Annotated in this window: 15 protein-coding genes and 2 pseudogenes; 11 read left to right on the plus strand and 6 right to left on the minus strand. The window is 38.3% G+C overall.

Annotation, left to right across the window (positions count from 1 at the left end):
* Positions 1-31: 31 nt before the first annotated feature.
* Positions 32-493, minus strand: coding sequence for a MarR family winged helix-turn-helix transcriptional regulator (locus Q5794_RS07990; RefSeq protein WP_214985739.1), 462 nt, complete (start codon positions 491-493; stop codon positions 32-34).
* 279 nt (positions 494-772) lie between these two features.
* On the opposite strand from Q5794_RS07990, the gene Q5794_RS07995 reads away from it, so the two are divergent.
* From Q5794_RS07995 to Q5794_RS08010, 4 genes are all read left to right on the plus strand, one after another.
* Complete coding sequence (locus Q5794_RS07995) at positions 773-1,411, plus strand: HlyD family efflux transporter periplasmic adaptor subunit (protein WP_214985741.1); 639 nt, start codon at positions 773-775, stop codon at positions 1,409-1,411.
* Between the two features lie 33 nt (positions 1,412-1,444).
* On the plus strand, positions 1,445-3,070 hold the full coding sequence (locus tag Q5794_RS08000; RefSeq protein ID WP_374988955.1) for a DHA2 family efflux MFS transporter permease subunit: 1,626 nt from the start codon (positions 1,445-1,447) through the stop codon (positions 3,068-3,070).
* Positions 3,071-3,132: 62 nt separating this feature from the next.
* The gene (locus Q5794_RS08005) at positions 3,133-3,561 is read left to right on the plus strand and encodes a MarR family winged helix-turn-helix transcriptional regulator (protein WP_192997580.1); all 429 of its coding nucleotides are present in this window, start codon (positions 3,133-3,135) and stop codon (positions 3,559-3,561) included.
* Positions 3,562-3,606: 45 nt separating this feature from the next.
* Positions 3,607-3,804: a helix-turn-helix transcriptional regulator gene (locus Q5794_RS08010; RefSeq protein ID WP_013082432.1), complete on the plus strand. Its 198-nt coding sequence runs from the start codon at positions 3,607-3,609 to the stop codon at positions 3,802-3,804.
* 29 nt (positions 3,805-3,833) lie between these two features.
* Here Q5794_RS08010 and ytzI read toward each other — a convergent pair whose 3' ends face one another.
* Positions 3,834-3,965: a YtzI protein gene (gene ytzI / locus Q5794_RS08015; protein WP_221779538.1), complete on the minus strand. Its 132-nt coding sequence runs from the start codon at positions 3,963-3,965 to the stop codon at positions 3,834-3,836.
* Between the two features lie 131 nt (positions 3,966-4,096).
* On the opposite strand from ytzI, the gene Q5794_RS08020 reads away from it, so the two are divergent.
* Positions 4,097-4,264 carry a YfhD family protein gene (locus Q5794_RS08020; RefSeq protein WP_075420553.1) on the plus strand — a complete coding sequence of 56 codons (168 nt, stop codon included), beginning with the start codon at positions 4,097-4,099 and terminating at the stop codon, positions 4,262-4,264.
* Positions 4,265-4,429: 165 nt separating this feature from the next.
* Here the strand turns inward: Q5794_RS08020 and Q5794_RS08025 are convergent, their stop codons facing one another.
* The 4 genes and pseudogenes from Q5794_RS08025 to Q5794_RS08040 all read right to left on the minus strand — a co-directional run bounded on the left by Q5794_RS08025 (position 4,430) and on the right by Q5794_RS08040 (position 8,236).
* Positions 4,430-5,437, minus strand: coding sequence for a FecCD family ABC transporter permease (locus tag Q5794_RS08025; protein WP_374988956.1), 1,008 nt, complete (start codon positions 5,435-5,437; stop codon positions 4,430-4,432).
* The gene (locus tag Q5794_RS08030; RefSeq protein ID WP_214985748.1) at positions 5,434-6,444 is read right to left on the minus strand and encodes an iron ABC transporter permease; all 1,011 of its coding nucleotides are present in this window, start codon (positions 6,442-6,444) and stop codon (positions 5,434-5,436) included. The genes Q5794_RS08025 and Q5794_RS08030 overlap by 4 nt, the downstream gene beginning before the upstream one ends.
* Before the next feature lie 81 nt (positions 6,445-6,525).
* Positions 6,526-7,441 (minus strand): annotated as a pseudogene (locus Q5794_RS08035) (iron-hydroxamate ABC transporter substrate-binding protein).
* Positions 7,442-8,236, minus strand: a complete 795-nt coding sequence (locus tag Q5794_RS08040; protein ID WP_214985753.1) for an ABC transporter ATP-binding protein — start codon at positions 8,234-8,236, stop codon at positions 7,442-7,444.
* Between the two features lie 189 nt (positions 8,237-8,425).
* Between Q5794_RS08040 and Q5794_RS08045 the strand changes: the two genes are divergently transcribed.
* The 6 genes and pseudogenes from Q5794_RS08045 (at position 8,426) to Q5794_RS08070 (ending at position 14,148) form a co-directional block, all read left to right on the plus strand.
* Positions 8,426-9,475: an NAD(P)/FAD-dependent oxidoreductase gene (locus tag Q5794_RS08045; protein WP_214985754.1), complete on the plus strand. Its 1,050-nt coding sequence runs from the start codon at positions 8,426-8,428 to the stop codon at positions 9,473-9,475.
* 154 nt (positions 9,476-9,629) lie between these two features.
* Positions 9,630-10,817 (plus strand): methionine gamma-lyase, encoded by a 1,188-nt coding sequence (megL, locus tag Q5794_RS08050; protein WP_374988957.1) that lies wholly within the window; start codon positions 9,630-9,632, stop codon positions 10,815-10,817.
* A 215-nt stretch (positions 10,818-11,032) separates the two neighbouring features.
* On the plus strand, positions 11,033-12,277 hold the full coding sequence (locus Q5794_RS08055) for a Bcr/CflA family efflux MFS transporter (RefSeq protein WP_374988958.1): 1,245 nt from the start codon (positions 11,033-11,035) through the stop codon (positions 12,275-12,277).
* 117 nt (positions 12,278-12,394) lie between these two features.
* A pseudogene (locus tag Q5794_RS08060) lies at positions 12,395-13,236 on the plus strand (aldo/keto reductase).
* A gap of 139 nt (positions 13,237-13,375) precedes the next feature.
* A complete protein-coding gene (locus Q5794_RS08065; RefSeq protein ID WP_214985759.1) occupies positions 13,376-13,861 on the plus strand; it encodes a PaaI family thioesterase in 486 nt (161 codons plus the stop codon).
* 38 nt (positions 13,862-13,899) lie between these two features.
* Positions 13,900-14,148: a hypothetical protein gene (locus Q5794_RS08070; protein ID WP_374988959.1), complete on the plus strand. Its 249-nt coding sequence runs from the start codon at positions 13,900-13,902 to the stop codon at positions 14,146-14,148.
* Positions 14,149-14,223 lie beyond the last annotated feature (75 nt).

The raw sequence follows: 14,223 nt of genomic DNA on the forward strand, positions 1-14,223 counted from the left end.
TTCGAATTGAAGCGGAGCTCTTTTGGATAATCTAATATGAAAATCCATATTTATCACTTAAAAGGGCGTCCATTTTATTTAATAAGCGAAAATATTCTTCCTGTTCTTCTACAGTTAGAGCTGACAGCATATCTTTTAAAAATCCATTTCGCTTCTCTGTAATCATTGAAACAAGTTTCTTTGATTCATCGGTCAATGAAACCCACACGACTCTCCGGTCTTTTTCGTCTCGCACGCGCTTAATGAGAAATTCTTCTTCCAATTGATTTAATAAGCTCGTTGTAGCGCCCGATGTTAAGTGAAGTTTATTTGAAATATCTGCTACCATGTACTTTGTGCCGCTGGCAATGTAGTTTAAGATATAAAATTTAGTGGGTGTTAAGTGATAAGGCTGTGTTTTTAATGTTTCTTCGACTAAATGTCGCATATATTGAAAAAAAGATGTGTTAATTTGATAAAGGTGTTCAATTTTTGACTCTAAATTGTTATCCATGCTAGCTTCCATCTCCTTGTACACTACGGACATATATAAACTAACTCTAAAATAAAATGAAACAATTGTAAAGGATGGCAATGATTATCTTTAACCCCCATTATTATTTTTAAATTAATATCTTTACGAAAAAATATCTTTATGATAAAGTTATTTAGGTGGTTAACCAAATAGATGATTATAAAGAAACATATCTCATAATAGATGGAGATAGTATCTTTATGAAAAAGCTATATCGGAAAGTAATTTTATTGTTGAAGTATTAAGGAGGAGTAATGAATGTCTAGAAGTCGCTTAATGGTAACAAATTTTATTGGAATCATCGTTATTTTAGCTTTATTAATTGGAGGAGGATATTATTACGTTCAAAAATCGAACTATATTACAACGGATAACGCTAAAGTATCCGGAGATGTATACAATGTAGTTGCACCTGCAGCAGGTAAAGTAGCAAGCTGGACAGTAGAAGAAGGAAATGATGTATCAAAAGATGCTGAAATTGCTAAAATTCAAGCTGAAAAAGGGTCTGTAGCTGCTACAGTACCAGCAGATGGGAAAATTATTCAAACAAATGTAAAAGAAAATCAAATGGTTCAAGCTGGACAGCAAATTGCAACGGAAGTAGATATGAAAGACCTATTTATCGTAGCAAATATTAAAGAAGATCAGCTTAAGGATATTAAAGAAGGCGACGATGTAGATGTAACGGTAGACGGAGACAGCAGTGCAAAAATCGACGGCAAAGTCGAAGAAATTGGATATGCAACCAATTCACTTTCATCTTTAACATCGAACTCAAGCTCAGATGGAAACTACACAAAAGTGTCTCAAACGGTTTCTGTGAAAATTTCTATTTCTAATTATTCAGAGCATGTACTGCCAGGTATGAACGCTGAAGTGAAAATTTCGAAAGACTAATTCTTACTACAACAGTTCAAGAAGGGAGGAAATATGATGACAGCCAGTATAGAAAACACAAGTGATGAATCCATCAAAAAGCATATTCCGCTATTGATTGTTTTAATGCTTGGTTTGTTTCTTGCGATATTAAACCAAACGTTACTAAACGTAGCCATCCCGCATTTGATTACTGAGTTTGGCGTAACGGCAAATACAGCTCAGTGGTTGTTAACTGGATATATGCTTGTTAACGGGGCGTTAATTCCGCTTTCAGCTTTTTTAATTGAACGATTTGGTGTGCGTCGCTTGTTCTTATTTGCAATGTTTTGTTTTACAGTAGGGTCATTGATTTGCGGAATTGCACCTACGTTTTCGATTATGCTTACCGGCCGTTTAATTCAAGCTATTGGCGGAGGTGTCTTATCGCCTCTTGTTATGACCATTATTGTGTTTATTTTCCCTCCTCACATGCGAGGAAAAGGGATGGGGATTTTTGGTTTAGCCATGATGTTCGCACCGGCTATTGGACCAACGTTATCTGGATGGGTTATTCAAAACTATGATTGGCACACCCTTTTTAACGGCATGGTGCCATTAGGTGCCATTGTATTAATTATTGCTTTCTTTCAATTAAAAGACATTCAGCCTCCAAAGGATGTAAAAGTTCACATGCCTTCTGTTGTAACATCACTTGCAGGTATGGGATTATTGCTTTACGGATTCAGTGAAGCTGGAAATGACGGCTGGACGGATTCAGTTGTTCTTTCTACAATCATCGGCGGGGCAGTTCTTTTAATTATATTTGTTCTTCAACAAATTAAATCTGAAAAGCCGCTATTGGATATGCGTGTGTTTAAATATAATATTTTTTCACTATCAAATATTATTAGTATTGCGATTACAATCAGTATGTACGCAGGTATGTTTTTGCTTCCAATTTACTTGCAAAATATCCGCGGATATTCTGCTTTTGATTCAGGACTGCTGTTGCTTCCTGGCGCACTTGTTATGCTGGTTATGTCGCCGATTTCAGGTACATTGTTTGATAAAGTGGGACCTCGTCCGCTAGCAATCGTTGGTATGCTCATTACATCTATTTCAACGTTTGAATTTACGAAGCTGACAATGGATACACCGTTTAATCATATTTTAGCGATTTATATTATCCGCTCGTTTGGTATGTCACTTTTAATGATGCCAATTATGACAGCCGGTTTGAATCAGCTTCCGCAGCGACTAAGCAGTCACGGAACGTCAATGTCTAATACGCTTCGTCAAGTAAGTGGTTCAATTGGTATTAGTTTAATGACCACCATTTTTACGAACCGTACAACGTATCATGTAAATGAAATCAGCAGTTCCATGAATACGTCTGACCCATTCTTTATGAATAGCTTTCATTTATTTGTACAAAAAGTAGCTGCTACTTTGCATTTATCACAAGATCAGGCTCAGCAGCAGGCGCTGACGATTTTATCTGGAAAAATGACGCAGCAAGGTACGATCCAAGGTATTAACGATGCCTTTTACTGGGCAACAGCAATTTCTGTTATTGGTTTAATTTTAAGTTTCTTCCTTCGTGACGTACGTAAAGATAAAGTAGTCGAAGAAAAGAAATCAAAAGCTCAAGAGGAAGATATTCGTATGCTTCCAGCTCCCAAAAGTATAAATTCATAAGGAGCTATAGAAATCTAAAGTTCATCATAAAACATGTTGGAGAGAAAGGGGCAGTGAGGTGGATGGATTCATTGATATTTGGTAAAGAAATTCAAAGAATTTCAATATCGTTAAACAAAAAAGTAATGACAAATGTAAAAAGCCTTTTACAGCATTACGGAATTACCCCTTTTCAATATCATATTTTACTGATTGTTGAACGTGCACGTACAATGCCTGTCACCAAAGTGGCAGACGAGATAAAGGCGAGCCCAAGCGTTATTACAGCATCGATTACACGTTTGTATGAACTGAATCTTGTGGAGCGCTACCATTCAAAAAGAGATCGGCGTAAAGTTATGGTCGAGCTTACAAACAAAGGGAAACAAGTGATTCAAGCTGCTGAGAAAGATATGCAGCAAGGGGTTGAAAAACTTTTTGCTTGCTATAAAGAAGAAGAACAGCAGCAATTTCTCACGCTCTGTCGACAGCTAGATGAACATGTGACTTGAACTTGAGTAGAAAAAAGTATATTGAGTTAAGCGGAGTGAGTGTAAATGAATAAAGAAACGGTAAAGAACATTCGGAAAAACTACAATATGAATCAGCGAAACTTCGCTCAAGCAGTGAACTGCAGTTTTTCTTTAATTGCACTGGTTGAAGTGGGTAAGCGAAGAGTAACAAAAAATTTGGAAGACAAAATTAAGCAAGCATTTCAATTGAACGATCATGATTTAAAAACACTGCAAGGGTAATACAAAAAGTAGGTGTGAAACGAGCGCACCTACTTTTTTTCGTCTTGTTTTTTTGTAAGCGGATCTACTGTATGTTTGTAATCATAAGCTTTCGAAGTGGTAACTACGCACAGCAGTAAAATAACAAATACAATGATAATAGAGAGCGTAATAATGATGATCCTATAAAACGTCCTTTCTTTTTCTTATTACGTATGCTTTCGGTCTTATTGGTAAAATTCCTTCTTTCTCCACATAGTGCAGAAACGACAAACGCATACTAGTAACAGTCTAGAATAAAGGAGTGTTCATAATGAATGAAAAAGAGTTGAAAAAACAATTAAAAAAGGTAGCGGATTATCCTGCATCTAAAGCAGATGGAGTAGATGAAGAGTTTTCTCGTGAATTAGCAGATCAAGACGACTTAGAAGCACAGGCTAGAGCGAACGCTGCAGATGAAAGACAAAAAAAGCAAAACTGAAGCTAAGATAAAAGTATTTTAGCCCAAGTGAAAAACGAACCACTAATCAAAATGTTTGATTAGCGGTTCGTTATTTTTGTTATGGTGTAACGAGCGGTTTAGCTCATGTATTCAATTGATTTGTCTTTAGATTGGATTGATGTTGTTATTTCTCAGCCTCGTTTATTATTTTTTCAAAAGTAAATAAACAAAGTAAGGAGCACCGATTACGGCGGCAATAATTCCTGCTGGTATGCCGTTAGGATCGGCAATGTTATGTCCTATTGTATCTGCAATCAGCAAGAGCCAGCCGCCAAGTAAAATGGCAACAGGAATAAAAAGCTGGTTTCGCGGTCCCACTAAGCCTTTGGCAATATGAGGAGCAAGAAGCCCAATAAAGGCTACGCCGCCTGTAACTGAAACTGCGGCTGCCGCTAATGCAACCGCGGCTAGAAGCAATGTTATACGCTCTTTCTCCATAGCGATACCGACTCCAATAGCTGCAGCTTCATTTAAATTAAAAATGTTTAATGAATTTGCTTTGTACAATATAAAAGGAATCAAGACAAGAAGCCAAGGTAGAAGTGCCAATATAAAAGGCCAGTCTGACCCCCAAATGTTTCCTGCGATCCATTTAGCAATAAAATCAACTTTGGCACGATCAGCTGATGACATAATCACCACCATCATTCCAGAAAGAGCCATCGAAAAACCTACGCCTGTTAAAATAAGCTTCACAGGCTGCAGCCCTTGGCTTTTACTATATGCACAAAGGTAGATAAGACCAGCTGTAAACAAGGCGCCGATGAACCCTACTAACGGAAGAGCATACACGAAAGAGCCAGCTTCAATTGGAAAAAATAAAAAGAATACGGCAATTGCGACGCCTGCTCCCGAATTAATTCCTATAATTCCAGGTTCCGCTAAATCGTTGCGCGTAACACCTTGTAAGATAGCGCCTGATAAAGCTAGAGCCATTCCTGCTAAAAGAGTAATGATAATTCGCGGAAGTCGAATTGAAAAAAGAACGAACTCATCTGCAAAATTCCCTTGGCCAAAAAGAGTAGGAAACACTTTATTATAAGGAGGGGAAGCATCACCGAGCCCCATTCCTATCACAATCGTTCCAAGAATCAAAACAGTGAGCAGCATCATAATTATTCGTTGTTTTCTAATAAGCGCTGGGTGAATCATGAGAATGCTTTTCCTCCTTTACGAACAATGACTAAAAAGAAAGGTAAACCAATCATCGATACAACTGCTGCTATCGGTGTTTCATAAGGTGCACTTACGGTTCGGGCCAACGTATCAGCGAGCAGCATAAACGCTCCGCCAGTGACAGCGGACATAGGGATAATATAACGATAGTCCGTGCCTACGATTCCTCGTACAATATGAGGAATCATCAAGCCGATAAACACCATGTTTCCGACTAGCGCCACAGAAGCGCCGGCAAGAAGAATCATGACGATAAATAAAATGGTTTTGACTTTTGTTGTTTGCTGCCCTAAACCTACAGCGACTTGTTCATTTAAGCTCAAAATAGTAAGCTGCCGAGAAAGCAGAAGGGCAATGAATATACCTCCAACAATAAAAGGAACAATGATTTGAAGCTGTTCCCAAGAAGTGCCTACAATTCCGCCAGCAGTCCACATCGATACATCTTTTGAAATTTTAAAATAAATACCGACGCCTTCTCCCATCGCATAAAGAAACGCTGAAACAGCAGCCCCGGCTAGTACAATTCGAAGCGGAGAAAAACCGCCTCTTTTTATAGCAGCAATTCCAAATACCAAAATTGCGCCAACCGCAGCTCCGATAAAGCAAGCAATCATAATACCTAAATAATTTACAGAAGGGATAAAGGCAATGGTTACAGCTAAAGCTGCATTTGCGCCAGAAGTTAAGCCTAAAAGTCCTGGATCTGCAAGAGGATTTCTTGTCATACCTTGCATAATCGCCCCTGATACTGATAAAGCAGCGCCAACAAAAACAGCGGCGATTTCACGAGGTAAACGAATATCCCGGATAATCGAAATCTGTTCGTTTACACTGCTTGATGAAAGTGCTAGCCACACATCTTTTATCGATATATCAGCAGCGCCAAAAACCATTGAAGAAACAAACATTATGATGAATACGAGCAGGGCACCTATTAATTTATATAAAAAAGGAATGAAACGCTGATTGTCTATTTTCATAAAACACCCATCTTTTCATGTAAGAATAAATTTAGTAAAACAAAGCAAGAGGAATTCTAAAAAGAATTCCTCTTGAATGAATTACTTGCCAAGAAATTTTTGAGTAAAGAAATCTAGTTGATAATCTAATGTGATTGGATCATTAAAATAAAATTCTTTTGCATTTGCTTCAAATACGTGATTATTCTTTACAGCAGGAATATTTTTGTACGTATCTGTTTTCTCAAATGATGTATCTCCATCTTGGTTTTTGCTGAAGATTAAATAATCTCCGGCATATTCAGGAAGAACTTCTGGTGAAATTGCATAGTAACCATCTTTCAAAGCCATGTCTTTTACTTTCTCTGGCATTTTTAATTTCATTTCTTGATAAAGAATCTCCGTTCCGCGTCCCCAGTTATCGCCAAATACATAAAGCTGCTTGTCAAAGTTCTCAATAACTGAAACCGTGGTATCTTCGCCAATTTTAGCTTTGATGTCAGAACCAGCTTTTGCCGCACGCTTTTTAAAATCGTTTACCCATGACTGTGCTTCTTTTTCTTTATTTAATAGTTTTCCGATTTCTACATGCTGAGTAAGGTAGTCTACTTTATCGTATGTATACGTGACGGTAGGAGCAATTTTTTTCAATTTATCAACGTTTTTTGTAGTAGATAAGCCAATAATTAGGTCAGGCTTTAATTTAATGATCTTTTCTAAATTTTCATCTGATACTTCTTCAACGCCTTTTAATTTCTTTTTCAAAGCGGGGATTCATTTTAGACCATGAATCAACTCCGACAATATTGACACCTAATGACATGACGTTACCTGCGTAGGAGCCTAAAACTACAACACGTTTCGGATTAGCTGGAACTTTTACAGGGCCGTCTTCAGATTGATATGTGATTGTCTTGGATCCGCTGTTTCCTTCGCTTTTGCTTTCAGTTGAACCGCTGCTGCAGGCACTAATAAGTAGTACGAATATGAGCATGAATGGAATCAGTAATTTTTTCATTTAGTTATCTCCTCTTAATAAGTTATACGTGATGCACATTGGTTTATTGGTTCTCGGGTCTCGTCCGATTTCAGCGTCGATATGAAACACTTTTTTTAGAACGTCATGCGTAATGACTTCGTCACACGTTCCGGCTTTAACAATTCCTCCATCTTTTAAAGCGATAATATAATCTGCAAAGCGAGCGGCTTGATTTAAATCGTGAAGCACCATTACGACGGTACGTTCTTGCTCTTTGTTTAGCTTTTGAAGCAGCTCAAGCACTTCTAACTGATGAGCCATATCTAAGTAGGTAGTCGGCTCATCGAGGAATATAATATCTGTTTCTTGAGCTAAAGCCATTGCAATCCACACTCGCTGACGCTGACCGCCTGAAAGAGAGTCAACGAGACGAAATTTGTAATCTTTTGTTCCGGTTACTTCAAGCGCCCAGTCAATCGTTTGATAGTCTTGTTTCGACAGACGCCCAAACCCTTTTTGATAGGGAAATCGCCCATAAGATACAAGTTCTCCAACAGTTAAGCCGCTGGCACTTTCAGGGGTTTGAGGGAGAATGGCCATTTTTTTAGCGAGTGCTTTTGTATGTTCTGTTGAAATATTTTCGCCATCTAAAATGACGGAACCGGATTGATGAGAAATAATGCGGGTGATGGCTTTTAAAAGCGTTGATTTGCCGCATCCATTTGAACCAATAATCGTGGTAATCTTTTTGTCCGGAATGTTAACGCTTAAATTCTTTACTATTAGACGTTCACCATAACTAATATGTAATTTCTCTGTATATAGGCGAACCATATCTGACCCTCCGTTTACGTTTAATACAACAAATACTTGATAATGATTATCAATATCGTTTACTTTACATACTATAATTCGAACGTTTCCGGATGTCAATAGTTATTTTTATTGTCAAAACGGTGAAGAAGATGTATATTCAAATGAGAATGATAATCAATAACAATTAATTGCAAGGAGTGGGTGTTCATGACATATAACGAACTGTTTGACGTGACAATTATAGGCGGGGGACCGGCTGGCCTTTATTCTGCCTTTTATAGTGGACTAAGAGAAATGAAAACAAAGCTGATTGAATATCAGCCAAAATTAGGCGGAAAACTTCACGTTTATCCTGAAAAAATGATTTGGGATATAGGAGGGCAAACGCCTATTTCTGGTGCGAAGCTTATTGAACAGCTTGTTGAACAAGGGCTGACGTTTGATCCAACTGTTGTTTTAAATGAGAAGATTGAATCGATTTCTCGCTTAGAAGATGGTATTTTCCAGCTGACGAGTTCTTCAGGTGAACATCATTACTCTAAAACCATTATCCTTGCTGTCGGAGGAGGTATTTTAAATCCGCAAAAGCTCAAAATTGAAGGGGCAGAACGATTTGAAATATCAAACTTAAACTATACGGTTAAATCTCTGCAGCATTTTAAAAATAAAACGGTGATTGTTTCCGGAGGAGGCAATTCAGCCATTGATTGGGCAAATGAGCTAGAGTCCGTTGCTAAAAAAGTATATATTACGTACCGAAACAGTGAACTAAACGGTCATGAAGCACAAGTGAGACAATTAATAAACAGTTCAGCTCGGTGTCTGCTTAACACATCTATTACAAAATTAGTGGCTGATGCGAAGCATGAATTTATTGAAAAAGTTGAGCTGACTAATCATCAAACCGGTGAAATTTCTTATTTACCGATTGACGAAGTTATTATTAATCACGGTTATGAAAGAGACACAGAGCTGTTAAAAAACAGTGAATTACATATTAAAACCATTGAGGACTGCTATATTGCAGGTAACGCAGCAAGCGAAACATCTGTAGAAGGCGTATATGCAGCGGGAGACATTCTCATGCACGAAGGAAAAGTCCATTTGATTACAGGTGCTTTTCAAGATGCTGCTAATGCCGTAAATAAAGCAAAACAATTCGTTCAGCCCTCTGCTGCTAAGGCGGCCATGGTTTCTTCTCATAATGAAGTATTCAAGAAGCGTAATTCAGCATTAATTAAACATATGATGAAGTAAAGCGAGGTGCAGTGTGCATGTCGCTTCTTTCTCTACGGTGGAATTTTCTAAATGGAGAGGCAGGGAACGAAAAAAGAAAAGAGAAATATAATAAAAGAAAACGCTTACATTTTTTAAAATGACACAGTGCTTGTTTGCATAAGGGGGAAGCCGTATGAACGAAAAAGAGAAATATCAGTTTGAAACAAAAGCCATTCACGCAGGGTATGAATCAAAACATCATTTTGATAGTTTAGCTCCGCCGATTTATCAAACGTCTACATTTACATTTTCATCTCTAGAACAAGGTGCAAACCGGTTTAGCGGAGCAGAAGGTGGTTATGTATATTCCCGGTTATCTAATCCAACGATCACCATTTTAGAAGAGCGTATGGCACAGCTTGAAGAAGGAGAAGCCGCTTTGGCATTTGGATCGGGAATGGCTGCAGTATCGGCTGTATTGATTGGACTTACAAAAGCAGGCGATCATGTTTTATGTTCCAAAGGAGTGTATGGATGCACGTTTGGTCTCTTAGAAATGCTTGAGGAAAAATATCAAATCCATCATTCTTTCTCCAACTTGGAAACTGAGGAAGAAATTCTTGTTGCTATCAGAGAAGATACAGCATGTATTTATATTGAAACACCGATTAACCCGACTATGACTTTAGTAGATTTAGAGTTAGTTACTTCTATCGCCAAACAAAAAGGAATTCCCGTGGTAGTGGACAATACCTTTTCAACTCCTTATTTGCAACAGCCGCTGAAGCTTGGATGCGACTTAGTCATTCATAGCGCAACAAAATTTATTGGCGGACACGGAGATGTTGTCGCGGGAATTGTAGTAGGGAACGAAGAGGTTATTTCCGTACTGCGCAAAACGACGCAAAAAGATATCGGAGGCATTCTTTCACCGTTTGATGCTTGGCTGTTACTCCGAGGCTTAAAAACGCTGGCCGTTCGAATGGATCGTCACTGTAAAAATGCTGAACATATCGCAAAACAACTAAGTCTCCATCCCAAGGTGAAAGCCGTTTATTATCCAGGTGATAAGAAGAGCACTGCTTATTCTCTCATGCAAAAGCAAATGAAAAAAGGAGGAGGGCTTCTCTCTTTTGAAGTGGAAGGCGGTTATGAAGAAACCGTAAAAGTGGTCAATCAGCTTAAGCTCATTTCCATTGCAGTAAGTCTTGGAGACGCTGAAACACTTATTCAGCATCCTGCCTCTATGACGCATGCAGTTGTGCCGGAAGAAGCTCGGAAAGAAATGGGAATTTCAAACGAACTCCTTCGTTTATCAGTTGGACTGGAAGCTTGGGAAGATATTATGAGAGATTTACAGCAGGCATTGGACAGTATATAAAAAATGTTCAAACAGCGCTTGAAATATCTTAAAGATATTTCAAGCGCTGTTTTTTTGAATATCAGCCGTATGTCATCGCTCATACATCCATCTTTTACACGGGGAACTTTATCTGCATCTTTAGACAAATGTCCTAGACATAAGAGATGCCTTTCAATAGACTAAAGGTTATCTGTGAAAATACAATATTTAGGTAAGGAAGGTGCTCTGCTATTATGCTTCATAATCCAACTGGAAAAAAACGTCTAGGATTGGCGTTTCTTCTCAGCATGCTTGCGATATTAGGTCCGCTTAATATCGATATGTATTTGCCAAGTTTTCCTGCTATTGCTGATCATTTAGATGCGCGAGCTTCACTTGTACAGCTTAGCTTAACATCATGTTTACTAGGACTTGCCATTGGTCAAATCGTGATCGGTCCAATCAGTGATGCCAAGGGACGAAAACGACCTTTACTCATTTCTATCTTTTTATTTATGATATCGTCATTGCTCTGTGCTTTGGCTCCTACTATTACAGCTTTAGTCATCGCACGCTTTTTACAAGGTTTTACCGCTTCAGCAGGAGTTGTTCTTTCTCGCGCCATTGTCAGAGATGTTTTTAGTGGAAGAGAGCTTACAAAGTTTTTTGCTTTGTTAATGGTTATAAATGCCTTTGCACCAATGATAGCACCAATGGCCGGAGGTGCTATTTTACTTCTTCCTTTTGCAAGCTGGCATACTATTTTCTTGTTTTTAAGTTTAATAGGTCTTTTAATTGTCTTAACAATCTCAATGCGTTTAAAAGAAACTTTGCCAATTGAAAATAGAACGCCAAGCTCAATTGCTCATTCCGTTCGTACGATGGGCAGTTTATTACAAGATCGTTCTTTTATGGGGTATGCCCTGATTGTCGGGCTTGTCCACGGGGGAAGCTTTGCTTATGTATCAGGCACTCCATTTGTCTATCAAGGGATATACCATGTTTCTCCGCAAGTTTTTAGCATTTTGTTTGGCATTAATGGCTTGGCCATTGTGACTGGAAGCTTTATTATTGGGCGCTTTAGCGGAATTCTTCATGAAAGAAGTCTGCTTCGCATTGCCGTGATTACGGCTGTAAGTGCTACTGGCGTACTTCTTATCATGACCATGCTTAAAGGGCCGCTGGCTACGATTGTTATTCCCATTTTTATTTACATGATCTCTATAGGAATGACGATCACAGGCTCGGTGACATTGGCAATGAAAAATCAAGGACATAGAGCGGGAAGTGCGAGTGCCGTATTAGGGATGCTTCCATTAACTTTAGGGTCAATTGTTTCTCCTTTAGTAGGTATTAACGAAACCACAGCGATTCCGATGGCTGCCATTTTATTTAGTACGGCGCTTTTAGGTTTTGTAGCTTTCTTTACGCTAACTAAAAATAAGAAGGAAATAGAAAAGTGCGACGTTAACGAATTAAAAACGGAGGTTTCTCCGTAATCACTTTTTTGATTGTTTGAAAACACCACTCTTTTTAAGAAAAGAGTGGTGCAAATTTATTCAAGTATTGGATAATATATGCTAACCTTAGGGCATGATCGAAAGGAGTGGATAATAATGAGTAAAGTAATTCCTGAAATAACCCTTCATGACGGGGTAACCTTGCCTGCTATAGGTTTTGGTACATACAAACTTAATGGAAATGAAGGAGTCAACGCTATAACGAGTGCGATTGATGTAGGGTATCGTCTAATTGATACGGCTTATAATTACGAAAATGAAGGCACCGTGGGCCAAGCTCTTCGAAGAACACCGGTTTCTAGACAAGAACTATTCGTTACGTCTAAACTCCCAGGGCGATACCATACGTATGACAAAGCACTTCCTACTATCCAAGAATCTTTATATCGCGCGAATTTAGACTATTACGATTTGTATCTTATTCATTGGCCTAATCCTAAACAAGATCATTATGTAGAAGCTTGGCAAGCATTGATTGATGCGAAGCGCTGGGGCTTGATTCGTTCAATTGGTGTTTGTAATTTTCTTCCCCAGCATATTGAGCGCTTGGAAAAAGAGACCGGCATTTTACCAAGTATCAATCAAATAGAACTGCATCCTTTTTTTAATCAACATCAATATCGAAATTGGTATCAAGAGAAAAACATTCAAATTGAATCCTGGAGTCCACTAGGGCGAGCAAGTGCTGTTTTAGAAAATGAAACAATTAAACAAATTGCCGACCGTCATAATAAAACAGTTTCACAAGTAATTTTGCGATGGCATTATCAGCTAGGGGCGATTTCAATTCCAAAATCGTCATCTCGCAAGCGCAGCTTGAAAACATATCCATTTTTTCGTTTTCTTTAGATGAAACTGAGATGAATATGATTTCAGAATTAAATCGCGAGGATGGAAGACTTAATAATCAAGACCCCGCTGCTTATGAAGAATTTTAATTATAAAGCCTCACTTATTTTTTAAGTGAGGCTTTTATTCTATGGTTTTTCATTATTTAAGACTGAAAATAGTCCGTTTAGTTCTAACGATTGTAGAAGGAAATGTGTTAAAATATTCCGAAAAAAGGAGTGGAGAATCATGGGAAAAGTAATTAAAGCGATTCAAGACGAGTATCTGGATGATTTTGCATGGTGTTACGGCTGCGGCCGATTAAATCAAGAAGGCTATCATTTTAGGACAGGGTGGCTAGGAGAAAAAACCATTACCCTTTATACACCTAAGCCTGAACATACAGCTATACCAGGATTTGTTTATGGCGGACTTCTTGCATCACTGATTGATTGCCATGGAACAGGCTCTGCATCTCTTGCTCTATACCGTAAAAATGGCTACGAAATAGGAGATTCAGCAGAGCCGCCGCGGTTTGTTACCGGTTCTCTCCACGTAGATTTTAAAAAACCAACGCCACAGGGTGAAGTACTAAAAGCGATAGGAACGGTTGAAGAAATTCACCCGAAGAAATGGAGAGTTAAAACAGAAGTATACGCGAGTGACATCATTGTTGCGACCGGAGAAGTTGTGGCAGTTGTTATGCCAAGTACGTTTAAACGAAAAGAAGACTAAAAAATGCAAAACAGTTACATAAAAAGGGAGGAAAAGGTATGGGTAAATGTAATTTAGACCACTCGGTAGAAGATGTACAACAGAAGTTTAACTCGCAGTCACAATGGCTGCCAGAAGATATTCGCTCGTTATTTCATGAGTTTCTCGTACGAAATCCTTCGCAAACAACATTAAACGAGATGTTTCATTTGCTGAAGAAATATGATTTGGTTGGTGAACAAGAAAGAAAAGAGCGAGATCGAAAAATCAAATGGCTGATATTAAATAAAGAAGAGACGAACAACTAGAAGCAACTACATACAGTAAACCTACGTTTACGACCACAATGAAAAAATCCGAACGAGTTGGATTCTCCATCAAGA

The organism is Priestia megaterium, from assembly GCF_041941685.1.
Lineage (GTDB): Bacteria > Bacillota > Bacilli > Bacillales > Bacillaceae_H > Priestia > Priestia megaterium_C.

What these genes read in the sequence shown, in the direction of transcription:
- Q5794_RS08065 (WP_214985759.1), top strand. Translation starts at nt 13,376, where the DNA reads ATGGGAAAAGTAATTAAAGCGATTCAAGACGAGTATCTGGATGATTTT.
- Q5794_RS07990 (WP_214985739.1), bottom strand. Translation starts at nt 493, where the DNA reads ATGGATAACAATTTAGAGTCAAAAATTGAACACCTTTATCAAATTAAC.
- Q5794_RS08040 (WP_214985753.1), bottom strand. Translation starts at nt 8,236, where the DNA reads ATGGTTCGCCTATATACAGAGAAATTACATATTAGTTATGGTGAACGT.
- Q5794_RS08055 (WP_374988958.1), top strand. Translation starts at nt 11,033, where the DNA reads ATGCTTCATAATCCAACTGGAAAAAAACGTCTAGGATTGGCGTTTCTT.
- Q5794_RS08045 (WP_214985754.1), top strand. Translation starts at nt 8,426, where the DNA reads ATGACATATAACGAACTGTTTGACGTGACAATTATAGGCGGGGGACCG.
- Q5794_RS08070 (WP_374988959.1), top strand. Translation starts at nt 13,900, where the DNA reads ATGGGTAAATGTAATTTAGACCACTCGGTAGAAGATGTACAACAGAAG.
- Q5794_RS08030 (WP_214985748.1), bottom strand. Translation starts at nt 6,444, where the DNA reads ATGAAAATAGACAATCAGCGTTTCATTCCTTTTTTATATAAATTAATA.
- Q5794_RS08000 (WP_374988955.1), top strand. Translation starts at nt 1,445, where the DNA reads ATGATGACAGCCAGTATAGAAAACACAAGTGATGAATCCATCAAAAAG.
- Q5794_RS08010 (WP_013082432.1), top strand. Translation starts at nt 3,607, where the DNA reads ATGAATAAAGAAACGGTAAAGAACATTCGGAAAAACTACAATATGAAT.
- megL (WP_374988957.1), top strand. Translation starts at nt 9,630, where the DNA reads ATGAACGAAAAAGAGAAATATCAGTTTGAAACAAAAGCCATTCACGCA.
- Q5794_RS07995 (WP_214985741.1), top strand. Translation starts at nt 773, where the DNA reads ATGTCTAGAAGTCGCTTAATGGTAACAAATTTTATTGGAATCATCGTT.
- Q5794_RS08025 (WP_374988956.1), bottom strand. Translation starts at nt 5,437, where the DNA reads ATGATTCACCCAGCGCTTATTAGAAAACAACGAATAATTATGATGCTG.
- Q5794_RS08005 (WP_192997580.1), top strand. Translation starts at nt 3,133, where the DNA reads ATGGATTCATTGATATTTGGTAAAGAAATTCAAAGAATTTCAATATCG.
- Q5794_RS08020 (WP_075420553.1), top strand. Translation starts at nt 4,097, where the DNA reads ATGAATGAAAAAGAGTTGAAAAAACAATTAAAAAAGGTAGCGGATTAT.